The 22,590-nt window shown below is 68.0% G+C and carries 35 protein-coding genes; all 35 read left to right on the top strand.

All coding sequences use genetic code 11. The features are described from left to right. Position 1 precedes the first annotated feature (1 nt). The 35 genes from fusA (at position 2) to truA (ending at position 22,572) form a co-directional block, all read left to right on the top strand. Positions 2-2,098, top strand: coding sequence for an elongation factor G (fusA, locus tag ACN269_RS16230; RefSeq protein ID WP_421473219.1), 2,097 nt, complete (start codon positions 2-4; stop codon positions 2,096-2,098). A gap of 213 nt (positions 2,099-2,311) precedes the next feature. Further along, on the top strand, positions 2,312-3,505 hold the full coding sequence (gene tuf, locus ACN269_RS16225; RefSeq protein ID WP_421473218.1) for an elongation factor Tu: 1,194 nt from the start codon (positions 2,312-2,314) through the stop codon (positions 3,503-3,505). A 350-nt stretch (positions 3,506-3,855) separates the two neighbouring features. Then, complete coding sequence (gene rpsJ / locus ACN269_RS16220) at positions 3,856-4,164, top strand: 30S ribosomal protein S10 (protein ID WP_007073037.1); 309 nt, start codon at positions 3,856-3,858, stop codon at positions 4,162-4,164. A gap of 11 nt (positions 4,165-4,175) precedes the next feature. After that, positions 4,176-4,841, top strand: a complete 666-nt coding sequence (rplC, locus tag ACN269_RS16215; protein ID WP_355050762.1) for a 50S ribosomal protein L3 — start codon at positions 4,176-4,178, stop codon at positions 4,839-4,841. Beyond that, positions 4,838-5,488, top strand: coding sequence for a 50S ribosomal protein L4 (rplD, locus tag ACN269_RS16210; RefSeq protein WP_357126515.1), 651 nt, complete (start codon positions 4,838-4,840; stop codon positions 5,486-5,488). The genes rplC and rplD overlap by 4 nt, the downstream gene beginning before the upstream one ends. Further along, complete coding sequence (gene rplW / locus ACN269_RS16205; protein WP_088998352.1) at positions 5,485-5,787, top strand: 50S ribosomal protein L23; 303 nt, start codon at positions 5,485-5,487, stop codon at positions 5,785-5,787. Before rplD ends, rplW begins: the two co-directional genes overlap by 4 nt. 12 nt (positions 5,788-5,799) lie before the next feature. Continuing rightward, the gene (gene rplB, locus ACN269_RS16200; protein WP_421473217.1) at positions 5,800-6,639 is read left to right on the top strand and encodes a 50S ribosomal protein L2; all 840 of its coding nucleotides are present in this window, start codon (positions 5,800-5,802) and stop codon (positions 6,637-6,639) included. Positions 6,640-6,651: 12 nt separating this feature from the next. Further along, on the top strand, positions 6,652-6,933 hold the full coding sequence (gene rpsS / locus ACN269_RS16195; RefSeq protein ID WP_007465299.1) for a 30S ribosomal protein S19: 282 nt from the start codon (positions 6,652-6,654) through the stop codon (positions 6,931-6,933). 42 nt (positions 6,934-6,975) lie between these two features. Next, positions 6,976-7,434: a 50S ribosomal protein L22 gene (gene rplV, locus ACN269_RS16190; RefSeq protein ID WP_089018943.1), complete on the top strand. Its 459-nt coding sequence runs from the start codon at positions 6,976-6,978 to the stop codon at positions 7,432-7,434. Further along, complete coding sequence (rpsC, locus tag ACN269_RS16185) at positions 7,434-8,303, top strand: 30S ribosomal protein S3 (RefSeq protein ID WP_091402401.1); 870 nt, start codon at positions 7,434-7,436, stop codon at positions 8,301-8,303. The genes rplV and rpsC overlap by 1 nt, the downstream gene beginning before the upstream one ends. 3 nt (positions 8,304-8,306) lie before the next feature. Continuing rightward, a complete protein-coding gene (gene rplP, locus ACN269_RS16180; RefSeq protein ID WP_073834927.1) occupies positions 8,307-8,732 on the top strand; it encodes a 50S ribosomal protein L16 in 426 nt (141 codons plus the stop codon). Beyond that, complete coding sequence (rpmC, locus tag ACN269_RS16175) at positions 8,732-8,968, top strand: 50S ribosomal protein L29 (protein ID WP_007465283.1); 237 nt, start codon at positions 8,732-8,734, stop codon at positions 8,966-8,968. The genes rplP and rpmC overlap by 1 nt, the downstream gene beginning before the upstream one ends. After that, positions 8,965-9,243, top strand: a complete 279-nt coding sequence (gene rpsQ / locus ACN269_RS16170; RefSeq protein ID WP_421473216.1) for a 30S ribosomal protein S17 — start codon at positions 8,965-8,967, stop codon at positions 9,241-9,243. Before rpmC ends, rpsQ begins: the two co-directional genes overlap by 4 nt. A 97-nt stretch (positions 9,244-9,340) precedes the next feature. After that, positions 9,341-9,709, top strand: coding sequence for a 50S ribosomal protein L14 (rplN, locus tag ACN269_RS16165; RefSeq protein ID WP_007073026.1), 369 nt, complete (start codon positions 9,341-9,343; stop codon positions 9,707-9,709). After that, a complete protein-coding gene (gene rplX / locus ACN269_RS16160; RefSeq protein WP_007465276.1) occupies positions 9,706-10,026 on the top strand; it encodes a 50S ribosomal protein L24 in 321 nt (106 codons plus the stop codon). Before rplN ends, rplX begins: the two co-directional genes overlap by 4 nt. Next, the gene (gene rplE, locus ACN269_RS16155) at positions 10,026-10,592 is read left to right on the top strand and encodes a 50S ribosomal protein L5 (RefSeq protein WP_088987580.1); all 567 of its coding nucleotides are present in this window, start codon (positions 10,026-10,028) and stop codon (positions 10,590-10,592) included. The genes rplX and rplE overlap by 1 nt, the downstream gene beginning before the upstream one ends. Before the next feature lies 1 nt (position 10,593). Further along, a complete protein-coding gene (locus tag ACN269_RS16150; RefSeq protein WP_007073023.1) occupies positions 10,594-10,779 on the top strand; it encodes a type Z 30S ribosomal protein S14 in 186 nt (61 codons plus the stop codon). Positions 10,780-10,894: 115 nt separating this feature from the next. Continuing rightward, entirely contained in the window at positions 10,895-11,302 is a 408-nt protein-coding gene (rpsH, locus tag ACN269_RS16145) for a 30S ribosomal protein S8 (protein ID WP_007465270.1), read from the top strand. Between the two features lie 16 nt (positions 11,303-11,318). Continuing rightward, positions 11,319-11,861 carry a 50S ribosomal protein L6 gene (gene rplF, locus ACN269_RS16140; protein WP_421473215.1) on the top strand — a complete coding sequence of 181 codons (543 nt, stop codon included), beginning with the start codon at positions 11,319-11,321 and terminating at the stop codon, positions 11,859-11,861. A gap of 8 nt (positions 11,862-11,869) precedes the next feature. Next, complete coding sequence (gene rplR, locus ACN269_RS16135) at positions 11,870-12,247, top strand: 50S ribosomal protein L18 (RefSeq protein WP_172896629.1); 378 nt, start codon at positions 11,870-11,872, stop codon at positions 12,245-12,247. A gap of 33 nt (positions 12,248-12,280) precedes the next feature. Continuing rightward, positions 12,281-12,895 carry a 30S ribosomal protein S5 gene (gene rpsE, locus ACN269_RS16130; protein ID WP_013288621.1) on the top strand — a complete coding sequence of 205 codons (615 nt, stop codon included), beginning with the start codon at positions 12,281-12,283 and terminating at the stop codon, positions 12,893-12,895. Then, positions 12,895-13,077 carry a 50S ribosomal protein L30 gene (rpmD, locus tag ACN269_RS16125; RefSeq protein WP_030329904.1) on the top strand — a complete coding sequence of 61 codons (183 nt, stop codon included), beginning with the start codon at positions 12,895-12,897 and terminating at the stop codon, positions 13,075-13,077. Before rpsE ends, rpmD begins: the two co-directional genes overlap by 1 nt. Further along, positions 13,077-13,520 carry a 50S ribosomal protein L15 gene (gene rplO / locus ACN269_RS16120; RefSeq protein ID WP_421473214.1) on the top strand — a complete coding sequence of 148 codons (444 nt, stop codon included), beginning with the start codon at positions 13,077-13,079 and terminating at the stop codon, positions 13,518-13,520. The genes rpmD and rplO overlap by 1 nt, the downstream gene beginning before the upstream one ends. 232 nt (positions 13,521-13,752) lie before the next feature. Continuing rightward, complete coding sequence (gene secY / locus ACN269_RS16115; RefSeq protein WP_421473213.1) at positions 13,753-15,081, top strand: preprotein translocase subunit SecY; 1,329 nt, start codon at positions 13,753-13,755, stop codon at positions 15,079-15,081. Beyond that, positions 15,082-15,735, top strand: a complete 654-nt coding sequence (locus ACN269_RS16110; RefSeq protein ID WP_088950228.1) for an adenylate kinase — start codon at positions 15,082-15,084, stop codon at positions 15,733-15,735. An 88-nt stretch (positions 15,736-15,823) separates the two neighbouring features. Further along, a complete protein-coding gene (gene map / locus ACN269_RS16105; protein ID WP_421473212.1) occupies positions 15,824-16,675 on the top strand; it encodes a type I methionyl aminopeptidase in 852 nt (283 codons plus the stop codon). Between the two features lie 174 nt (positions 16,676-16,849). Next, entirely contained in the window at positions 16,850-17,434 is a 585-nt protein-coding gene (locus ACN269_RS16100; RefSeq protein WP_421473211.1) for a DUF1707 SHOCT-like domain-containing protein, read from the top strand. A 378-nt stretch (positions 17,435-17,812) separates the two neighbouring features. After that, positions 17,813-18,034, top strand: coding sequence for a translation initiation factor IF-1 (gene infA / locus ACN269_RS16095; protein WP_007073013.1), 222 nt, complete (start codon positions 17,813-17,815; stop codon positions 18,032-18,034). Positions 18,035-18,126: 92 nt separating this feature from the next. Then, positions 18,127-18,240, top strand: coding sequence for a 50S ribosomal protein L36 (gene rpmJ / locus ACN269_RS16090; protein ID WP_012184307.1), 114 nt, complete (start codon positions 18,127-18,129; stop codon positions 18,238-18,240). Positions 18,241-18,507: 267 nt separating this feature from the next. Then, positions 18,508-18,888, top strand: a complete 381-nt coding sequence (gene rpsM / locus ACN269_RS16085) for a 30S ribosomal protein S13 (RefSeq protein ID WP_007465236.1) — start codon at positions 18,508-18,510, stop codon at positions 18,886-18,888. Between the two features lie 17 nt (positions 18,889-18,905). After that, the gene (gene rpsK, locus ACN269_RS16080; RefSeq protein WP_007073011.1) at positions 18,906-19,313 is read left to right on the top strand and encodes a 30S ribosomal protein S11; all 408 of its coding nucleotides are present in this window, start codon (positions 18,906-18,908) and stop codon (positions 19,311-19,313) included. A 13-nt stretch (positions 19,314-19,326) separates the two neighbouring features. Then, positions 19,327-19,953: a 30S ribosomal protein S4 gene (gene rpsD / locus ACN269_RS16075; protein WP_030329921.1), complete on the top strand. Its 627-nt coding sequence runs from the start codon at positions 19,327-19,329 to the stop codon at positions 19,951-19,953. Positions 19,954-20,052: 99 nt separating this feature from the next. Beyond that, positions 20,053-21,075: a DNA-directed RNA polymerase subunit alpha gene (locus ACN269_RS16070; RefSeq protein WP_007465227.1), complete on the top strand. Its 1,023-nt coding sequence runs from the start codon at positions 20,053-20,055 to the stop codon at positions 21,073-21,075. A gap of 34 nt (positions 21,076-21,109) precedes the next feature. Next, the gene (rplQ, locus tag ACN269_RS16065; RefSeq protein ID WP_421473210.1) at positions 21,110-21,670 is read left to right on the top strand and encodes a 50S ribosomal protein L17; all 561 of its coding nucleotides are present in this window, start codon (positions 21,110-21,112) and stop codon (positions 21,668-21,670) included. 71 nt (positions 21,671-21,741) lie between these two features. Further along, positions 21,742-22,572 (top strand): tRNA pseudouridine(38-40) synthase TruA, encoded by an 831-nt coding sequence (truA, locus tag ACN269_RS16060; protein WP_421473209.1) that lies wholly within the window; start codon positions 21,742-21,744, stop codon positions 22,570-22,572. Positions 22,573-22,590 lie beyond the last annotated feature (18 nt).

Raw genomic sequence — 22,590 nt, 5'->3', positions numbered from 1 at the left:
AGTGGCCGCCGCAGACGCGCTCGCCAACGTACGCAACATCGGCATCATGGCGCACATCGATGCCGGTAAGACCACGACCACCGAGCGAATCCTGTTCTACACCGGCATCACGTACAAGATCGGTGAGGTCCACGAGGGCGCCGCCGTCATGGACTGGATGGAGCAGGAGCAGGAGCGTGGTATCACCATCACCTCCGCTGCCACCAAGTGTGAGTGGAAGGGCCACACGATCCAGATCATCGACACGCCTGGCCACGTCGACTTCACGGTCGAGGTCGAGCGGTCGCTGCGTGTGCTGGATGGTGCGGTCGCGGTTTACGACGGTGTCGCCGGCGTGGAGCCGCAGACGGAGAACGTCTGGCGGCAGGCCGACAAGTACAACGTCCCGCGCATGTGCTTCGTCAACAAGCTCGACCGGACCGGCGCCGACTTCTTCCGCTGCGTGCAGATGATGATCGACCGGCTGAACGCCACCCCGCTGGTGCTCCAGATCCCGATCGGCCTCGAGGGCGACCACATCGGTGTCGTCGACCTGATCGGCATGCGCGCCCTCACCTGGCGCGGGGAGACCCAGAAGGGTGAGGACTACGCGATCGAGGAGATCCCGGCCGAGCTGGCCGACTCCGCGGCCGAGTGGCGCGAGAAGCTGATGGAGACCCTCGCCGACGTCGACGACTCGGTGATGGAGAAGTACCTGGAGGGCGAGGAGGTCTCCGTCGAGGAGATCAAGGCCGCCATCCGGCGTGCCACCATCGCCGGCAAGGCCAACCCGGTGCTGTGCGGCTCGGCGTTCAAGAACAAGGGCGTCCAGCCCATGCTCGACGCCGTGGTCGACTTCCTGCCGTCGCCGCTGGACGTTCCGGCGATCGAGGGCACGGCCACCGACGGCGAGACGCCGATGCTGCGTAAGCCGTCGAAGTCCGAGCCCTTCTCCGGCCTGGCGTTCAAGATCCAGACCGACAAGCACCTTGGCAAGCTGACCTACGTCCGGGTCTACTCCGGCGTGGTCGAGACCGGTACCCAGGTGGTCAACTCCACCAAGGACCGCAAGGAGCGGATCGGCAAGATCTACCAGATGCACGCCAACAAGCGGGAAGAGCGCAGCTCGGCCCAGGCTGGCGACATCATCGCGGTGCAGGGTCTCAAGCAGACCACCACCGGTGACACGCTGTGCGACCCGGCGAACCCGGTCATCCTGGAGTCGATGACCTTCCCGGAGCCGGTCATCGAGGTCGCCATCGAGCCGAAGACCAAGGCCGACCAGGAGAAGCTCAGCACCGCCATCCAGCGGCTGGCCGAGGAGGACCCGACCTTCCGCGTCAAGCTGGACGAGGAGACCGGTCAGACGGTCATCGCCGGCATGGGCGAGCTGCACCTGGACATCCTGGTCGACCGGATGCGCCGCGAGTTCAACGTCGAGGCGAACATCGGTAAGCCGCAGGTGGCGTACCGCGAGACGATCCGCCGCAAGGTGGAGAAGATCGAGTACACCCACAAGAAGCAGACCGGTGGTTCCGGCCAGTACGCCCGCGTCATCGTGAGCGTCGAGCCGCTGCCGCTGGACAACGACTCGCCGACCTACGAGTTCGCCAACGCCGTCACCGGTGGTCGTATCCCGCGGGAGTTCATCCCGTCGGTCGACGCCGGTGCCCAGGACGCCATGCAGTACGGCATCCTGGCGGGCTTCCCGCTCGTCGGTGTGAAGCTGACGCTGCTGGACGGCCAGTACCACGAGGTCGACTCCTCGGAAATGGCATTCAAGATCGCCGGCTCGATGGTGATGAAGGAGGCGGCCCGCAAGGCCGACCCCGCGCTGCTCGAGCCGATGATGGCCGTTGAGGTCACCACTCCTGAGGAGAACATGGGTGACGTCATCGGCGACCTCAACTCCCGCCGCGGCATCATCCAGGCGATGGAGGAGCGCAGCGGCGCCCGCATCGTGAGGGCTCTGGTGCCGTTGTCGGAGATGTTCGGCTACGTCGGCGACCTGCGGTCGAAGACCCAGGGCCGGGCTAGCTACAGCATGCAGTTCGACTCCTACGCCGAGGTTCCGCAGAGCGTCGCGAAGGAGATCATCGCGAAGGCGACGGGCGAGTAACTGCCCCGAGCAGGTGATTCGTGGTCGGTCGCGGGTGGGTTCACCCGCCCGCGGCCACCACGATCGGATCGCGTGAGACCGGGCCTGTAGGCTTCATCGCCGCAGAACCCACAAAAGCTCTCCGGCCGCCAGGCCGGAAAGGCTGTCGACAGAGTCCTAAGCGCCGACCGGCGCGCCGGGCGTACGAACCAAGAAGTCCACAGGAGGACACCAGTGGCGAAGGCGAAGTTCGAGCGGACTAAGCCGCACGTCAACATCGGCACCATTGGTCACATCGACCACGGTAAGACGACGCTGACGGCGGCCATCACCAAGGTCCTGCACGACCAGTACCCGGACCTGAACCCGTACACGCCGTTCGACGAGATCGACAAGGCGCCGGAGGAGAAGGCCCGCGGCATCACGATCTCGATCGCGCACGTCGAGTACCAGACCGAGGCGCGGCACTACGCGCACGTGGACTGCCCCGGCCACGCGGACTACATCAAGAACATGATCACCGGTGCCGCGCAGATGGACGGCGCGATCCTGGTGGTCGCGGCGACCGACGGCCCGATGCCGCAGACCCGTGAGCACGTGCTGCTCGCGCGTCAGGTTGGCGTGCCGTACATCGTCGTGGCGCTCAACAAGAGCGACATGGTCGACGACGAGGAGCTCCTGGAGCTCGTCGAGCTCGAGGTCCGTGAGCTGCTCTCCTCGCAGGAGTACCCGGGTGACGACCTGCCGGTCGTCCGGGTCTCGGCGCTGAAGGCCCTCGAGGGTGACCCCGAGTGGACCGGCAAGCTGCTGGACCTGATGACCGCGGTCGACACCGCGATCCCGCAGCCGGAGCGCGAGACCGAGAAGCCGTTCCTCATGCCGATCGAGGACGTCTTCACGATCACCGGTCGTGGCACCGTCGTCACCGGTCGCGCCGAGCGCGGCATCCTCAAGCCGAACGAGGAGGTGGAGATCGTCGGTATCCGCGAGAAGTCGCAGAAGACGGTCTGCACCGGTATCGAGATGTTCCGCAAGCTGCTCGACGAGGCCCGCGCGGGCGAGAACGTCGGTCTGCTGCTGCGCGGCATCAAGCGCGAGGACGTCGAGCGCGGCATGGTGGTCGTCAAGCCGGGCACCACGACCCCGCACACGGAGTTCGAGGCGACGGTCTACATCCTCTCCAAGGAGGAGGGCGGCCGGCACACCCCGTTCTTCCAGAACTACCGTCCGCAGTTCTACTTCCGGACCACGGACGTCACCGGTGTCGTCACCCTCCCCGAGGGCACCGAGATGGTCATGCCGGGTGACAACACCACCATGTCGGTGAAGCTGATCCAGCCCATCGCCATGGAGGAGAACCTCAAGTTCGCGATCCGCGAGGGTGGCCGCACCGTCGGCGCCGGGTTCGTCACCAAGATCATCAAGTGAGCTAGGTAACCCCGATTAGACCCGCCGCCGGTCGTGCGGCATACTAGTCAGGTTGCGTAACGACAGTTCGTCGCCTGTGTTCGGCTTTCGCTGAACCTCCGGGTGGCGAGACAGTCGAGCGTAGGGTGGTTGGCGGCCCAGTCGCCAACCACCCTCGCACGGCGTCCAGGTCGCGGTAGTGCGATCGGCGCCTTGACCCACCGCGCGGTCAGCACCACTCCGGAACCACGGGGCGGAGCCTGGCCCGAGGGCGCGACACGCCCGACCGCGGGGGTCGGCGAAGTGGGCCTGTACCAGCCGGTACAGGCGCCCGCAACACAGCGGCATCGAGAGAAGGAACAGAAGCCACCATGGCGGGACAGAAGATCCGCATCCGGCTCAAGGCCTATGACCACGAGGTCGTCGACTCCTCGGCTCGGAAGATCGTCGAGACGGTGACGCGTACCGGGGCGCAGGTCGCGGGCCCGGTGCCGCTGCCCACGGAGATCAACCGTTTCTGCGTTATCCGCTCGCCGCACAAGTACAAGGACTCGCGCGAGCACTTCGAGATGCGCACGCACAAGCGGCTGATCGACATCATCGACCCGACCCCGAAGACGGTCGACTCGCTCATGCGCCTCGACCTGCCGGCTGGCGTCGACATCGAGATCAAGCTGTAGGGACCGGACAAATGGACAGGCAAGTCAAGGGGATCCTGGGCGCCAAGCTCGGCATGACCCAGGTCTGGGACAACAACAAGGTTGTTCCCGTGACCGTGGTCGAGGCCGGCCCGTGCGTCATCAGCCAGGTTCGTAGCGCCGAGAAGGACGGTTACTCCGCGGTCCAGCTGGCGTACGGCACGATCGACCCGCGCAAGGTGAAGAAGCCGGTCAGCGGGCACTACGCGAAGGCGGACGTGGCGCCGCGCCGGCACATCGTCGAGCTGCGCACCACGGACGCGTCGGAGTACTCGCTCGGCCAGGAGGTCACGGTCGAGGAGTTCCCGGCGGGCGTCACGATCGACGTCACCGGCAAGACCAAGGGCAAGGGCTACGCCGGCCCGATGAAGCGGCACGGCTTCCACGGTCTGCGCGCCAGCCACGGTGTCGAGCGCAAGCACCGCTCGCCCGGCTCCATCGGCGCCTGCGCCACCCCGGGTCGTGTCTTCAAGGGCACCCGGATGGCCGGCCGCATGGGTGGCGTGCGCTACACCGTGCAGAACCTCACCGTCCAGGCGGTCGACACCGAGAACAACCTGCTGCTCGTCCGGGGTGCCATTCCTGGTCCCAAGGGCGCGCTCGTTCTGGTCCGTACCGCGGCCAAGAGCAAGGTTAAGAAGGGCGGTGCGGCCAAGTGACCACCGTTGACGTGCGCACCGTCGAAGGCACCACCAGCGGCTCGGTAGAGCTGCCGGCGGACATCTTCGACGTGCAGGCCAACGTCGCGCTGATGCACCAGGTCGTGGTGGCCCAGCTCGCGGCGGCCCGACAGGGCACGCACAAGGCCAAGACCCGCGGCGAGGTCGCCGGTGGCGGCAAGAAGCCGTACAAGCAGAAGGGCACCGGTCGCGCCCGGCAGGGCTCGATCCGCGCGCCGCAGTTCGCCGGCGGTGGCGTGGTGCACGGTCCCGTGCCGCGCGACTACAGCCAGCGGACCCCGAAGAAGATGAAGGCCGCCGCGCTGCGGGGTGCCCTCTCCGACCGGGCCCGCGCCGGGCAGGTGCACGTCGTCGAGGCGTTCGTCTCGGGCGAGAAGCCGTCGACCAAGGCTGCTCTGGCCACGCTGGCCAAGCTCACCGAGGCCCGTCGGGTCCTCGTCGTGCTGAGCAGCACCGACGAGCTGAACTGGGTGTCGCTGCGCAACGAGCCGCGGGTGCACCTGATCGAGTCCGGCCAGCTGAACACGTACGACGTGCTGGTGGCCGACGACGTGGTCTTCACCAAGGACGCCCTGGACGAGTTCCTGGGCGTGCCCGCCGAGACCACCGAGGAGGGTGGCAAGTGAGCACGATCGCCGACCCGCGCGACATCATCGTGGCGCCGGTCGTCTCGGAGAAGAGCTACAGCGAGCTGAACCGGAACTGGTACACCTTCCTGGTGCACCCGGACGCGAACAAGACCGAGATCAAGATCGCTATCCAGCAGATCTTCGACGTCCGCGTCCTGACGGTCAACACGCTCAACCGCCAGGGCAAGCGCAAGCGCACCAAGACCGGCTTCGGTCAGCGCAAGGCGACCAAGCGGGCGATCGTGAAGCTGGCTGACGGTGACCGTATCGAGGCCTTCGGCGGCCCGGTCAGCTGAGGGGTGTAGACAATGGCTATCCGTAAGTACAAGCCGACGACGCCGGGCCGTCGTGGCTCCAGCGTCGCCGACTTCGCCGAGATCACCCGGTCCACGCCGGAGAAGTCCCTGCTGGCTCCGCTGCCGAAGAAGGGCGGGCGTAACGCCCACGGCCGGATCACCACGCGGCACCACGGCGGCGGTCACAAGCGCCAGTACCGTCTGATCGACTTCAAGCGGGTCGACAAGGACGGCGTGCCGGCGAAGGTCGCTCACATCGAGTACGACCCGAACCGCACCGCGCGCATCGCGCTGCTGCACTACGCCGACGGCGAGAAGCGGTACATCATCGCGCCGAAGGACCTGAAGCAGGGCGACCGCGTCGAGTCCGGTCCGGGCGCCGACATCAAGCCGGGTAACAACCTGCCGCTGCGCAACATCCCGGTCGGTACCACGATCCACAACGTGGAGCTGCGTCCGGGTGGCGGGGCCAAGCTCGCCCGCTCCGCCGGCGTCGGCATCCAGCTGCTCGGCCGCGAGGGCGTGTACGCGACCCTGCGTATGCCGTCCGGCGAAATCCGGCGGGTGGACGTGCGCTGCCGCGCCAGCATCGGCGAGATCGGCAACGCCGACCAGTCGAACATCAACTGGGGTAAGGCCGGCCGTATGCGGTGGAAGGGCAAGCGCCCGACCGTCCGTGGTGTCGCCATGAACCCGGTCGACCACCCGCATGGTGGTGGTGAGGGTAAGACCTCCGGTGGTCGCCACCCGGTCAACCCGCAGGGTAAGCCCGAGGGCCGCACCCGCCGTAAGGGCCAGGCGAGCGACAAGCTGATTGTCCGCCGCCGCTACGCCACGCGTAAGCGCGGCTGAGGGAGATAAGACATGCCTCGCAGCCTGAAGAAGGGCCCGTTCGTCGACGACCACCTGCTCAAGAAGGTGGAAGTTCAGAACGACAAGGGCTCCAAGAACGTGATCAAGACCTGGTCGCGGCGCTCGACGATCATCCCCGAGATGCTGGGGCACACGATCGCCGTGCACGACGGACGCAAGCACGTCCCGGTGTTCGTGACCGAGGCGATGGTCGGGCACAAGCTCGGCGAGTTCGCGCTGACCCGCACCTTCAAGGGTCACGAGAAGGACGACCGGAAGAGCCGTCGGCGCTGACGCCGCCAGGCATACGGATAGAGGGAACAAGGGGTTACAGCGATGCCAGGAAAGGGCGACGCTCCGGTGCTTCCGGGCGCGCGGGCGGTTGCGCGGCACGTGCGCATCTCGCCGATGAAGGCGCGCCGGGTGGTCAACCTCGTCCGCGGCCTGCCCGCGAAGGAGGCGCTCACGGTGCTGCAGTTCGCGCCGCAGGCTGCGAGCGAGCAGGTGTACAAGGTGCTCGCTAGCGCGATCGCCAACGCGGAGAACAACGAGCGGCTGGACCCCGACGCGCTGCTCGTCAGCGAGGCGTTCGTGGACGAGGGCCCGACGATGAAGCGGTTCCAGCCGCGGGCGCAGGGTCGGGCGTACCGGATCCGCAAGCGGACCTGCCACATCACCGTGGCGGTCGAGGCGGTCGCGCCGGCAGCGCCGAGGAAGGCCGCGGCGAAGAAGGCCGCCCCGGCCACGCAGGCCGCACCGGCCGAAGCGCAGAGCAAGACGGAGGACGCCGAGTAATGGGTCAGAAGGTTCACCCCACTGGGTTCCGGCTCGGCATCTCGACCGACTGGAAGTCCCGTTGGTTCGCGGACAAGCTCTACAAGGACTACATCGGCGAGGACGTCAAGATCCGCCGCATGATGTCCAAGGGCCTCGAGCGTGCCGGGATCTCCAAGGTCGACATCGAGCGCACCCGCGACCGCGTCCGCGTCGACATCCACACCGCCCGGCCGGGCATCGTCATCGGCCGTAAGGGTGCGGAGGCCGACCGGATCCGCGGCGAGCTGGAGAAGCTCACCGGCAAGCAGGTCCAGCTGAACATCATCGAGGTGAAGAACCCCGAGTCGGACGCTCAGCTCGTCGCGCAGGGCGTGGCCGAGCAGCTGTCCAGCCGGGTCAGCTTCCGTCGGGCGATGCGCAAGGCCATGCAGTCGGCCATGAAGAACCCGGTCTGCAAGGGCATCCGGGTTCAGGTTTCGGGCCGCCTCGGCGGCGCCGAGATGAGCCGGACCGAGTTCTACCGTGAGGGCCGGGTTCCGCTGCACACGCTGCGGGCCAACATCGAGTACGGCTTCTTCGAGGCCCGTACCACGTTCGGTCGGATCGGCGTGAAGGTCTGGATCTACAAGGGCGACGCCGTCCCGGGCCGGGAGGCTCCGGCCGAGGCCGGTCCGTCCCGCCCGCGTCGTGGTGAGCGTGGCGACCGTCCCGAGCGTCCGCGCCGTGGCCGGTCGGGTTCGTCCGGCACCACGGCTGGTGGCACCGAGGCCGGTCGGGCTGCTGCGACCACCATCGCGCAGCAGGCCGAGACGCCGAGCGGCGAGCCGGTCGACAGCGCTGCTGTCGCCGCCACTGCTGCTCCGGCAGAAACGCAGCAGGAGGGCTGACAGATGCTGATGCCGCGCAAGCCCCCGAAGGGCTTCCGCAAGCCGCACCACCCGGACCGCCACGGCGCGTCCAAGGGTGGTAACCGGGTGGTGTTCGGCGAGTTCGGGATCCAGGCTCTCGAGCCGGCGTACGTGACCAACCGCCAGATCGAGTCGGCGCGTATCGCGATGACCCGTCACATCAAGCGTGGCGGCAAGGTCTGGATCACGATCTTCCCGGACCAGGCCCTCACCAAGAAGCCTGCCGAGACCCGGATGGGTTCCGGTAAGGGTTCGCCGGAGTGGTGGGTCGCCAACGTCAAGCCGGGACGGGTTCTCTTCGAGATGTCCTTCCCCAACGAGCAGATCGCGCGTGAGGCCATGCGTCGCGCGATCCACAAGCTCCCGATGAAGTGCCGCATTGTTACGCGCGAAGTGGGTGAATCCTGATGGCAGCGGGCGTTAAGGCGACCGAGCTGCGTGAGCTCTCCGAGGAGGAGCTGGTCACGAAGCTGCGGGAGGCCAAGGCGGAGCTGTTCAACCTCCGCGTGCAGGCCGCAACCGGGCAGCTGGACAACAACCGGCGGCTGCAGGTCATCCGTCGGGAGATCGCCCGGATCTACACGATCATGCGCGAGCGCGAGCTGGGGCTCTCGGCCGCGCCGACTGAGGTGACTGCATCATGACCGAGAACACCACCGCTGACGCCACCCGCGCGCGCCGCAAGGTCCGCGAGGGCCTGGTGGTCAGTGACAAGATGGACAAGACCGTCGTGGTCGAGGTCGAGGACCGGGTTCGGCACGCGCTGTACGGCAAGATCATGCGTCGTACCAGCAAGCTGAAGGTGCACGACGAGCAGAACAGCGCCGGCACCGGCGACCGGGTCCTGATCATGGAGACCCGGCCGCTGAGCGCCACCAAGCGCTGGCGGCTCGTGGAGATCCTGGAAAAGGCCAAGTAGCGAAGGCTCGAGCTCGCCCGGCGTTGCGTCGGGCGTAGGTTCCGCCAGGCTCCGGCCGCTTCGGCGGCCGGAGAACCGGCAGACATAGGAGATAGACGTGATTCAGCAGGAGTCGCGACTGCGCGTCGCCGACAACACGGGTGCTCGGGAGATCCTGTGCATCCGGGTTCTCGGTGGCTCCGGTCGGCGCTACGCGAGCATCGGCGACGTCATCGTGGCCACGGTCAAGGACGCGATCCCGGGTGCCGGTGTGAAGAAGGGCGACGTCGTCAAGGCGGTCGTCGTTCGCACGGCCAAGGAGAAGCGGCGGCCGGACGGCTCGTACATCCGCTTCGACGAGAACGCCGCCGTCATCATCAAGGACGGTGGGGACCCGCGTGGTACCCGTATCTTCGGCCCGGTGGGCCGGGAGCTGCGGGACAAGCGGTTCATGAAGATCATTTCCCTCGCGCCGGAGGTGTTGTGACCGTGAAGGTCAAGAAGGGCGACACGGTCGTCGTCATCGCCGGCAAGGACAAGGGCGCCAAGGGCAAGGTCATCGCGGCCTACCCGCGGCAGGACAAGGTCCTGGTCGAGGGCGTGAACCGGGTCAAGAAGCACACCCGCATCAGCACCACCCAGCGTGGCGCCAAGACCGGCGGCATCGTCACCCAGGAGGCCCCGATCCACGTCTCGAACGTGCAGGTCCTGGACTCCGACGGCAAGCCGACCCGCGTCGGTTACCGGATCGACGACAACGGCCAGAAGGTCCGCATCGCGCGTAGCACCGGTAAGGACCTGTGATGACCACGGCTACCGAAAAGACCATGCCGCGCCTCAAGGAGCGGTACCGCAACGAGATCGTGGCCCAGTTGCGTGAGCAGCACAGCTACGGCAACCCCATGCAGGTGCCGCGGCTGGTCAAGATCGTCGTCAACATGGGTGTCGGCGAGGCCGCTCGCGACGCCAAGCTGATCGACGGCGCGGTCCGCGACCTCGCCACGATCACCGGCCAGAAGCCGCAGGTGCGACGGGCGACCAAGTCCATCGCGCAGTTCAAGCTCCGCGAGGGCATGCCGATCGGCGCGAAGGTGACCCTCCGCGGCGACCGCATGTGGGAGTTCCTGGACCGGCTGCTCTCCATCGCGCTGCCGCGTATCCGCGACTTCCGCGGTCTGGACGGGCGCAAGCTGGACGGGCACGGCAACTACACGTTCGGTCTGACCGAGCAGTCGGTGTTCCACGAGATCGACCAGGACAAGATCGATCGTCAGCGGGGCATGGACATCACGGTGGTCACCACCGCTACGACCGACGACGAGGGCCGGGCGCTGCTCAAGCTCCTGGGCTTCCCGTTCAAGGAGAACTGAGATGGCCAAGAAGGCGCTGATCCTCAAGGCGGCCGCGAAGCCGAAGTTCTCGGTTCGCGCGTACACCCGCTGCCAGCGGTGCGGGCGTCCGAAGGCGGTCTACCGCAAGTTCGGGCTCTGCCGGGTCTGCATCCGGGAGATGGCCCACCGCGGTGAGCTGCCGGGTGTGTCCAAGGCTTCCTGGTAAGGGCGACCGCGTCCCGGCTCCGGCCGGGAACTCCTGCACCGATTAGGTATTGCTCTTCGCCGTAGGCCCGGGGCTGGTGCCCCGGGAACCCCGGCGAGAAAGGCTGACGAAATCCATGACGATGACCGACCCGATCGCAGACATGCTCACGCGTCTGCGTAACGCCAACCAGGCGTACCACGATCAGGTGAAGATGCCCTACTCCAAGATCAAGGCGAACATCGCCGAGGTCCTGAAGGCCGAGGGTTACATCGCCACCTGGTCGGTCGAGGAGCCCGAGGAGGGCGCCGTCGGCAAGCGACTGGTCGTCGAGCTCAAGTACGGCCAGAACCGCGAGCGGAGCCTGGCCGGCATCAAGCGCGTGTCCAAGCCCGGTCTCCGGGTGTACGCCAAGTCGGACGGGCTCCCGCGGGTGCTCGGTGGGCTGGGCGTGGCGATCATTTCGACGTCCCAGGGGCTGCTGACCGACCGGCAGGCCCGCAAGCGGAGTGTTGGCGGGGAAGTCCTCGCCTTCGTCTGGTAACGGGAGACTGGTAGAAATGTCGCGAATTGGACGTAAGTCGATCCCGGTACCAGCCGGCGTCGACATCACGATCGACGGGCAGACCGTCAAGGTCAAGGGCCCGAAGGGCGAGCTCCAGCACACGATCGCCGAGCCGATCAAGATCGAGCGCGCGGAGGACGGGCAGCTGAACGTCAGCCGTCCGAACGACGAGCGCAAGGCCAAGGAGCTGCACGGCCTGAGCCGTACCCTGGTCGCCAACATGATCGTCGGTGTGACCGAGGGCTACCGTAAGAGCCTGGAGATCGCCGGCACGGGTTACCGGGTCACCGCCAAGGGTTCGGACCTTGAGTTCGCGCTCGGGTTCTCGCACCCGGTGGTCGTTCCCGCCCCGGCGGGCATCACCTTCACGGTGGAGCGGCCGACCCTGTTCCACGTGGCCGGCATCGACAAGCAGCAGGTCGGTGAGGTCGCCGCCAACATCCGGAAGATCCGTCCGCCGGAGCCCTACAAGGGCAAGGGCGTGAAGTACCAGGGCGAGGTCATCCGCCGCAAGGCCGGAAAGGCAGGTAAGAAGTGAGCGCCACGCTGCTCAAGCGCCGCCGCGGCGTCGCCGCCAAGCGCGCCGTTGGGCGTGCGCGTCGGCACTTCCGCGTCCGCAAGAACGTCAGCGGTACGGCCGAGCGTCCGCGCCTGGTCGTCACCCGTTCGCTGCGGCACATCGTCGCCCAGATCGTCGACGACACCAAGGGCCACACCCTGGCGTCGGCGTCGACCCTGGACGCCTCGCTGCGCGGTACGGAGGGCGACAAGAGCGCCCTCGCCGGCAAGGTGGGCGCGCTGCTCGCCGAGCGGGCCAAGGCCGCTGGCGTTTCCAAGGTCGTCTTCGACCGCGGTGGCAACCGGTACGCGGGGCGGGTCGCCGCGCTTGCCGACGCCGCCCGCGAAGCCGGGCTCGAGTTCTAACAACCCCGTCACGAGAGATAAGGAAGGCTGCTGATGCCAGGTCAACAGCGCCGTGGCGGCGGGTCCGGTGGCAACGAGGGTGGTCGCCGCGACAACCGCCGTGAGGGCGGCCGCGGAAACGCGCCCGTCGAGAAGACCCCGCACCTTGAGCGGGTCGTCGCGATCAACCGCGTCGCCAAGGTCGTGAAGGGTGGTCGTCGCTTCAGCTTCACCGCCCTGGTGATCGTGGGCGACGGCGACGGCACGGTCGGCGTGGGCTACGGAAAGGCCAAGGAGGTGCCCGCGGCTATCGCCAAGGGTGTCGAGGAGGCCAAGAAGCACTTCTTCAAGGTCCCGCGGATCGGTCAGTCGATTCCGCACCCGGTGACGGGTGAGGACGCGGCCGGAGTCGTGCTGCTCAAGCCGGCCTCGGCCGGTACGGGTGTCATCGCCGGTGGTCCGGTGCGTGCCGTGCTGGAGTGCGCCGGTATCCACGACGTGCTCTCCAAGAGCCTCGGCTCGTCGAACCCGATCAACATCGTGCACGCCACCGTGGCGGCCCTGAAGGGGCTCGAGTCCCCCGAGCAGGTCGCGGCGCGTCGTGGTCTGCCGGTGGAGGACGTCGCGCCGGCCGCCATGCTGGCGTCGCGGGCGGGGGTGGCGTCCTGATGGCACGCCTGAAGGTCACCCAGCTCCGGTCCGGTATCGGGACCAAGCAGAACCAGCGTGACTCGCTGCGTTCGCTCGGTCTCAAGCGGATCAACGACGTGGTGGTCAAGGAGGACCGGCCCGAGATCCGCGGCATGATCTTCACGGTCAACCACCTCGTGAAGGTCGAGGAGGTCGAGTAATGACGATCAAGGTGCACCACCTGCGCCCGGCGCCCGGTTCCAAGACCGCGAAGACCCGTGTGGGTCGCGGTGAGGGTTCCAAGGGCAAGACCGCCGGTCGCGGTACCAAGGGCTCCAAGGCCCGCAAGAACATCTCGGCGGCGTTCGAGGGTGGGCAGATGCCCATCCACATGCGCCTGCCGAAGATGAAGGGCTTCAAGAACAGGTTCAAGGTGGTCTTCCAGGTGGTCAACCTGGACCGGCTCGCCGAGCTGTTCCCGAACGGCGGCCAGATCGGCCCGCTCGAGCTGGTCGAGGCCGGCGCGGTCCGCAAGGGTCAGCCGGTCAAGATCCTCGGCACCGGGGATCTCGGCGGGGTGGCGCTCCAGGTGTCGGCGCACGCGTTCAGCGCGTCGGCCAAGGAGAAGATCGCCGCCGCCGGTGGCTCCGTCACCGAGCTGTAAGGCGTACGACCTCGGCGCCCGTCCAGTTGCGAGCAACTGGCGGGCGCCTAGGTCTGCCTGGGGCCTGAGCGCCCGGTAATATCGGAATCGGTTTATGTAGCCGGGCACACCTGCCCGGCACGGGACAGGGCTGTTAGAGTCCCATCCCAGCCATGGATTCCGGGCACTCGCCCGGGATGCACCCCGACCCGCCAGGGATCACCGGCGGCCCGCCTCGCGCAGGAGGAAGAAGTTGCTGTCCGCCTTTCTCAGTGCGTTCCGTACGCCTGACCTGCGCAAGAAGCTGCTGTTCACAGTAGGCATCATCGCGGTCTACCGGCTGGGTGCCACGCTGCCCAGCCCCGGCGTCTCGTACGGCAACGTGCAGAAGTGCCTCGACTCCATCTCGGGCGACACGACGGGCCCGCTGAATCTGCTCAACCTCTTCTCCGGCGGAGCGCTGCTCCAGCTCTCGGTCTTCGCGCTGGGCATCATGCCCTACATCACGGCGTCGATCATCCTGCAGCTGCTGACCGTCGTGATCCCGCGCCTTGAGCAGCTCCGCAAGGAGGGCCAGGCCGGCCAGGCGAAGATCACGCAGTACACCCGCTACCTGACCCTGGGTCTGGGTGTCCTGCAGGCATCGGCGTTCGTGGCCCTGGCCCGCTCCGGCCAGCTGTTCCAGAACCGCTGCGACCAGTTCCCGATCATCCCCGAGGGCACCGGCATCCCGGACTGGCTGACGCTGTCCATCCTGGTGATCACGATGACCGCCGGTACCGGCATGGTCATGTGGCTCGGCGAGCTGATCACTGACCGCGGCGTCGGCAACGGCATGTCCGTCCTGATCTTCACCTCGATCGCGGCCCGCCTGCCCAGCGAGGGCTGGCAGATCAAGACCAGCCAGGGCTGGGACAAGTTCGCCCTGGTCATCGCGCTGGTCCTGGTGGTCATCACCGCGGTCACCTTCATCGAGCAGGCGCAGCGCCGGATTCCGGTGCAGTACGCCAAGCGGATGATCGGCCGGCGGATGTACGGCGGCACCTCGACCTACATTCCGCTGAAGGTCAACCAGGCGGGTGTGATCCCGGTGATCTTCGGTTCGTCGCTGCTCTACCTGCCGCAGCTGGCTCTCCAGTTCTTCGACCAGAACGACCCGGGCAAGGTTCAGGCCTGGATCCAGAACAACCTGGTCAACCCGAGCAGCCCGATCTACATCACGGTCTACTTCCTGTTGATCATCTTCTTCACGTACTTCTACGTGTCGATCACGTTCAACCCGACCGAGGTCGCGGACAACATGAAGAAGTACGGCGGTTTCGTGCCGGGCATCCGCCCGGGCAAGCCGACCGCCGACTACCTGGACTTCATCCTCAGCCGGATCACCCTGCCGGGCGCGCTCTACCTGGGCATCATCTCGATCCTGCCGAACTTCTTCTTCATCTGGCTGGACGACCAGCAGTACCAGAACTTCCCGTTCGGTGGCACCGCTGTGCTCATCATGGTCGGCGTCGGTCTGGAGACCGTGAAGCAGATCGAGAGCCAACTCATGCAGCGGAACTACGAAGGGTTCCTGCGGTAGATGAGACTCGTTCTGGTTGGCCCGCCGGGCGCGGGCAAAGGCACGCAGGCCGAGTTCATCGCCGCCCACCTCTCGGTGCCCAAGATCTCGACCGGGGACATCTTCCGGTCGAACGTCACCCAGGGCACGCCTCTCGGTGTCGAGGCGAAGCGCTACATGGACGCGGGCGAGCTGGTTCCGGACGAGGTCACCATCAACATGGTCCGGGATCGGCTCGCCGAGCCCGACGCCAGCGAGGGCTTCCTCCTCGACGGCTTCCCGCGCACCACTCCGCAGGCAGCCGCCCTGGACAAGCTCCTCGCCGACCTGGGTACCGCTCTGGACCTGGTCCTGGAGCTGGTGGTCGACGACGACGAGGTGATCCGGCGGCTCTCCGGCCGGCGTACCTGCCGGGGCTGCGGCAAGATCTGGCACGTCGAGTTCGACGCCACCACCCGTCCGGGCATCTGTGACCGGTGCGGCGCCGAGCTGTTCCAGCGCGACGACGACAAGCCGGAGACCATCGCCACCCGCCTGCGGGAGTACAGCGAGAAGACCGCCCCCCTGGTCGACTACTACGGCGCCCAGGGCAAGCTCGTGGGGATCGACGCCACCGGGCCGGTGGAGGACGTCACGACCCGGGCCATCGACGCGCTGCGGTCGTACGGCGGCTGAGGCCTCGCCGCGCCGCGGCGGATAGAGTGCGAACAGCGGGGTACGCGAGACGTGCCCCGCTGTTTCGGCAACGAAAGGTAACCGCTCCATGCGTCGTCCCCAGCTGGACATCCAGCTGAAGACCCCTGACCAGATCGAGAAGATGCGCGCGGCCGGGCTCGTGGTCGCCGAGGCGCTCCGCCGGATGCGCGAGGCCGTGGCGCCCGGCGTCAGCACCGCCGATCTGGACGCCATCGCGGAGTCGACGATCCGTGAGGCGGGGGCGGTCCCGTCGTTCAAGGGGTACCACGGCTTCCCGGCGTCGATCTGCTCCTCGGTGAACGAGCAGATCGTGCACGCCATCCCGTCGCCGAACCAGGTGCTCGCCGAGGGCGATCTCATCTCGATCGACTGCGGTGCGGTGTTGAACGGCTGGCACGGCGACTCGGCGATCACCGTCGGGGTCGGCGAGGTCGATCCGGCGCTGCTGAAGATGGCCGAGGTGGCCGAGGACGCCATGTGGGCCGGTATCGCCGCCGCTGCCCGTGGTGCGGCCAGCGGCAAGGGCCGGCTCACCGACATCTCGCACGCCGTGGAGACCGCGGTCCGCAAAGGCGGCCGGTACGGCATCGTCGACGGGTACGGCGGGCACGGTATCGGTACCGAGATGCACCAGGACCCGCACGTGCTCAACCACGGCCGGCCGGGCAAGGGCCCGCGTCTGGTGCCGGGCATGGCGCTGGCGATCGAGCCGATGATCACCATGGCCTCACCGCGTACGGTCGAGCTGGCCGACGGCTGGACGGTCGTCACCCGGGACGGGTCGATCGCGGCGCACGTCGAGCACTCGATGGCGCTCCTGCCGGACGGCGTCTGGGTGCTCACCGCCTTCGACGGGGGCCGGGCCCGACTCGGTGACCTCGTGACGGCCCGCCAGCCGGCCGCCTCCACCACCCCCTGACGGTCCCGCCGAGCCGGTCGGTTGGGCGGGCCGGGTCGTGGCGGTTGATCGACTCGGGTTCCGGAAGGTCGCTTTGTCCCACGGTCTTGGACACCCGACTGCCCTGACGTCGAGTCGATCAAGGGCGGGGCGTCCGGGCGGACGGATTGGCGGGGCGGTGGCATGCTTGCCGGCATGGACGGGCGCGACGGGATGCGAGCGGCGGACGCGGACCGGGAAGCGGTGGCCGAACGGTTGCGGGTGGCGCTCAACGAGGGCCGTCTGGATCTGCACGAGTACGACGAGCGGTTGCAGCGGGCGTATGCCGCGCGCACGTACGGCGAGTTGGACCAGCTGCTGACCGATCTGCCTCCGGTGACGCCCGCGCAGCGCTCGGCCTTGGTGCCGGAGCCGGCCGCCGAGATGCCGGTCGCCTCCGCGGGCGGGCCGAGTGCCGTTGGGATGGACGGGTCGACCGCCCGGTGGATGGCTGGGGTCTGGCTGCCGTACCTGCGGGTGGTCGCCATCGTGGTGACCATCTGGGCGGTGACGTCCCTGCTCAGCGCGGAACTGCTCTACTTCTGGCCGATCTGGGTGGCCGGGCCGTGGGGTGCGGTGTTGGTGGTGCGTACCGTCGCGGGCCTCAGCGGGGGAGAGCCCCGACGCCAGGCACTCGAGCGGGAACGCCGCCGGCAACGCAAGCGGGCCAAGCGCGAACGCCGCCGCGAACTAGGCCCCACCGAACCGGACAACTCCCAACACCCCACCCCACCCACCTAGCCCACCCACCCCACCCACCCACCCCACCCCACCCCACCCACCCCACCCCCGACCACCACGTCGATCATGAAGTTGTTGTCGCGACACGCCGTGATCGAGGGCGATAACTTCATGATCAACGGGTTCGGAGGGGGTCCGGAGGGGGGGCGGAGGGGGGTTGGAGTTGGTGCGGCGGGTCGGGGTGGGTGGGTGGTTTGGCGGCGGGCGGCAGGCGGGCGTACACTTTCAGATCGGCGCACAGCGTCCACTCCGGCATGCCCACCCTGCGCTTCGGTGGGAGCTGGAGCCGCGGCTGGCGCGGTCTTCTGATTCTGGTCAGATTTCCGTGTAAGACGTTGTGGGTCGCCCGGAGCAATCGACGTCAGGACAGCGGAGGACATGCCGAAAAAAGACGGAGCCATTGAGATCGAGGGTCGGGTCATCGAGCCCCTGCCGAACGCCATGTTCCGGGTGGAGCTCGCGAACGGCCACAAGGTGTTGGCTCACATCAGCGGCAAGATGCGGCAGCACTACATCCGTATCCTGCCGGAGGACCGGGTCGTCGTCGAACTTTCGCCGTACGACCTGACCCGCGGGCGCATCGTCTACCGCTACAAGTAGTCCTGACGGCGGCCGGGAAGTCCCGTGTCCGTCTTCGACGTCCGGTCTCGCGCGATGGCGCGTTGCCGGGCCAGATGGGAAGTAAGGCAACCGTGAAGGTCAAGCCGAGCGTCAAGAGGATCTGCAACAAGTGCCGGGTTATCCGCCGGCACGGCCGGGTCATGGTGATCTGCACCGACCCGCGCCACAAGCAGCGCCAGGGCTGACTCAGCCCGTCCGGCCGAACACGGCCGGGTGGTGTTGGTCCAGGGCAGTTCCTCAGCGACACACACATCACACATGCTCGTCCCAGCCGCGAGCGGTACGCGAGGCGTACTCCTTTCGTGGCTGACCCCCGGTCGGAGGCCGGGGCCCGCTTGGGCAGCGACCGATCCCGGTCGCCGGCGCTGATGGCGTCGGAAGGACGGGACGGCCGGTAGCGGGGTGGGACGGGTCCACACCTCCGCCACACATCACGAGGAGTACGCCCGCACATGGCACGTCTAGTCGGCGTGGATCTCCCCCGCGAGAAGCGGATGGAGATCGCGCTCACCTACATCTTCGGGGTCGGCCGTACCCGCGCCCTGGAGACGCTCGCCGCTACCGGCATCTCGCCGGACAAGCGCGCTCGGGACCTCACGGACGAGGAGCTCGTGCAGCTCCGCGACCACATCGAGGGCAACTACAAGGTTGAAGGTGACCTGCGCCGCGAGGTCGCCGCTGACATCCGCCGCAAGGTTGAGATCGGCTGCTACGCCGGCATCCGGCACCGCCGGGGCCTGCCCGTGCGTGGCCAGCGGACCAAGACCAACGCGCGGACCCGCAAGGGCCCGAAGCGGACCGTCGCCGGCAAGAAGAAGCCCGGCAAGAAGTAATAGGAGCGCACAGACTTATGCCACCGAAGGCTCGTGCCGGAGCCGCTGTCAAGAAGGTCCGGCGCAAGGAACGGAAGAACGTCGCCCACGGGCAGGCGCACATCAAGAGCACGTTCAACAACACCATCGTGTCCATCACGGACCCGACCGGTGCGGTCATCTCCTGGGCCTCCGCCGGCCAGGTGGGCTTCAAGGGCTCCCGCAAGTCGACTCCGTTCGCCGCGCAGCTGGCCGCCGAGGCTGCCGCGCGTCGCGCCATGGAGCACGGCATGCGCAAGGTCGACGTGTTCGTCAAGGGCCCCGGCTCCGGCCGGGAGACCGCCATCCGTTCGCTGCAGGCCGTGGGCCTCGAGGTCGGGCAGATCTCCGACGTCACCCCGCAGCCGCACAACGGATGCCGTCCGCCGAAGCGTCGCCGGGTCTGAGAGGTAGAGAGAGATGGCTCGTTACACCGGTGCTGACTGCCGCCGTTGCCGGCGGGAGAAGATGAAGCTGTTCCTCAAGGGCAGCAAGTGCGATGGTCCGAAGTGCCCGTTCGAGTCCCGGCCGTTCCCGCCCGGGCAGCACGGCCGCGGCCGCACCAAGGAGACGGAGTACCTGCTCCAGCTCCGCGAGAAGCAGAAGGCCCGCCGCGTGTACGGCGTGCTGGAGAAGCAGTTCCGTGGCTACTACGAGGAAGCCGTCGGCAAGCAGGCCAAGACCGGTGAGGTCCTCCTGCAGATCCTCGAGTCGCGGCTCGACAACGTCGTCTACCGGGCCGGCTTCGCCCACTCGCGGGACATGGCCCGCCAGCTGGTCAAGCACGGTCACTTCACGGTGAACGGCAAGAAGGTCGACATCCCGTCGTACCGCGTCAAGGAGCACGACATCATCGAGGTTCGGGGCAAGAGCAAGGAGCTCACCCCGTTCATCGTCGCGCAGGCCCAGGCCGGCTCGAAGACGGTTCCGGCGTGGCTCGAGGCCATCCCGAGCCAGATGAAGGTGCTCGTGCACTCCCTCCCGGCCCGGCAGGTCATCGACACGCAGGTCCAGGAGCAGCTGATCGTCGAGCTCTACTCCAAGTAGTCGGGCTCGTTGCGGTGGCCCGCCCGGCACGGGCGGGCCACCGGAACAGTTTGTGTCGTGGACGTCAAATAGCGGGCGTCCCGGAAGAGAAGAGACAAGATGCTCATCAGCCAGCGACCCTCCCTCTCCGAGGAGTCGATCAACGAGACCCGGTCGCGGTTCGCCATCGAGCCGCTCGAGCCGGGCTTCGGCTACACCCTGGGTAACTCGCTGCGGCGCACGCTGCTGTCGTCGATCCCGGGTGCGGCGGTCACCTCGATCAAGATCGACGGCGTGCTGCACGAGTTCACCACGATCCCCGGTGTCAAGGAGGACGTGGTCGAGCTCGTCATGAACATCAAGGAGCTGTGCGTCAGCTCCGAGCACGACGAGCCGGTCAGCATGTACCTGCGCAAGCAGGGCCCGGGCGACGTGACGGCGGGCGACATCCAGCCCCCGGCCGGCGTCTCGGTGCACAACCCGGACCTGAAGCTCGCCACCCTGAACGGCAAGGGCCGGCTCGACATGGAGCTGACCGTCGAGCGGGGCCGGGGCTACGTGACGGCGGCGCAGAACAAGCAGTCCGGCGCCGAGATCGGCCGCATCCCGGTCGACTCGATCTACTCGCCGGTGCTGAAGGTGACCTACCGCGTCGAGGCGACCCGTGTCGAGCAGCGCACCGACTTCGACCGGCTGATCATCGACGTCGAGACCAAGCCGTCGATGGGCCCGCGTACCGCGCTGGCCTCCGCCGGCTCGACGCTGGTGGAGCTGTTCGGTCTGGCCCGTGAGCTGGACGAGACGGCTGAGGGCATCGACATCGGGCCGTCCCCGCAGGACGCCCAGCTGGCGGCGGACCTCGCTCTGCCGATCGAGGAGCTGGACCTCACCGTCCGCTCCTACAACTGCCTCAAGCGCGAGGGCATCAACTCCGTTGGTGAGCTCATCGGGCGTACCGAGGCCGACCTCCTCGACATCCGCAACTTCGGTCAGAAGTCGATCGACGAGGTCAAGATGAAGCTCGCCGGGATGGGTCTCGGGCTGAAGGACTCGGCTCCGAACTTCGACCCGGCGCACGTCGTGGACACCTTCGGCGAGGCCGACTACGACACCGACGACTACCGCGAGACCGAGCAGCTCTAGTCCGCGCTGCCGCCACAACTGAGGAGCACCAAAAATGCCCACGCCCACCAAGGGCCCCCGCCTCGGCGGCAGCCCCTCGCACGAGCGGCTGATGCTGGCCAACCTGGCCACCGCGCTGTTCCAGCACGGCAAGATCCAGACCACCGAGACGAAGGCCCGGCGGCTGCGTCCGCTGGCCGAGCAGCTCATCACCAAGGCCAAGCGCGGCGACCTCGCCTCGCGGCGTCGGGTGCTGGGCGTCGTCAAGGACAAGGACGTGGTCTACGCCCTGTTCGACCAGATCGCGCCCCGGTACGCGAACCGCCCCGGCGGTTACACCCGGATCGTGAAGACCGGTCCGCGCAAGGGTGACGCCGCTCCGATGGCGATCATCGAGCTGGTGGAGGAGCTTCAGGTCGCCGAGCCGAAGGCGAACAAGAAGACCGCCGCCCGCAAGGCCGCGCAGCAGGACAAGGTCGAGGCGCTCGCCCCGGCCGAGGACGCTCCGAAGTCGACCGACGCCGACCAGGACTCCGAGGCGCCGGTGTCGGCCTCCGGCGACACCGCCGAGGCGCGCGAGGACAGCGACCTCGCCACCGAGGAGAACAAGGCCTGACCTTCGGGCATCAGTGCGGGCCCGGCACCCCTTTCGGGGTGTCGGGCCCGACCCGTAACAGGAGGTACGAGGTGGACGAGCGGATCCGGCTGCGGCTGGACGTCTCGTACGACGGCGCGGGTTTCTCCGGGTGGGCGCCGCAGCCGACGCGGCGGACCGTCGCCGGGGTGCTCGTCGAGACCCTGGACCTGGTCCTGGGCGCGGGTACGGCGACCGGCCTGACCGTCGCGGGCCGGACCGACGCGGGGGTGCACGCCTCCGGGCAGGTCTGTCACCTGGACCTACCCGTCGAGGTGTGGCGGGAGCACGAGGGGCGGCTGCTGCGCCGGCTGGCCCGGCTGCTCCCCACCGACGTGCGGGTACGGGCGATGACCGAGGTACCCGCCGACTTCGACGCCCGTTTCTCGGCCACCTTCCGGCGCTACGAGTACCGGGTGACCGACGCCCCGTACGGCGCGGAGCCGCTGCGCCGGCACGAGGTGCTGGCCTGGCCGCGGGCGCTGGACCTGGCGGCCCTGAACGCCGCGGCCGAGGGCCTGGTGGGGGAGCACGACTTCGCCGCGTACTGCCGACGCAAGGAGAACGCGACGACGCTGCGCGAGGTGACCCGGCTGGACTGGCGGCGGGACCCGGACGGCATCCTGGTGGCGACCGTGCAGGCGGACGCGTTCTGTCAGGCGATGGTGCGCAGCCTGGTGGGGGCGATGCTCGCCGCCGGGGACGGCCGTCGGCCGGTGCGGTGGCCGGGCAGCCTGCTGACCCACAAGGACCGGTCCAGCGAGGTGACGGTGGCGCCGGCGCACGGGCTGACCCTCGTCGCGGTCGGCTACCCGGACGATCCGGCGGACTACGCGCGCCGTGCCGATCTGACGCGCCGGTTGCGCGTGCCGGTCGAGGGCTGACGGACCCCGGCACGGACG

This window comes from Micromonospora sp. WMMD736 (genome assembly GCF_049179015.1).
Taxonomy (GTDB): Bacteria; Actinomycetota; Actinomycetes; order Mycobacteriales; family Micromonosporaceae; genus Micromonospora.
Note: the sequence above shows the minus strand (reverse complement) of the source record. Positions and strands in the feature narration are given on the sequence as shown.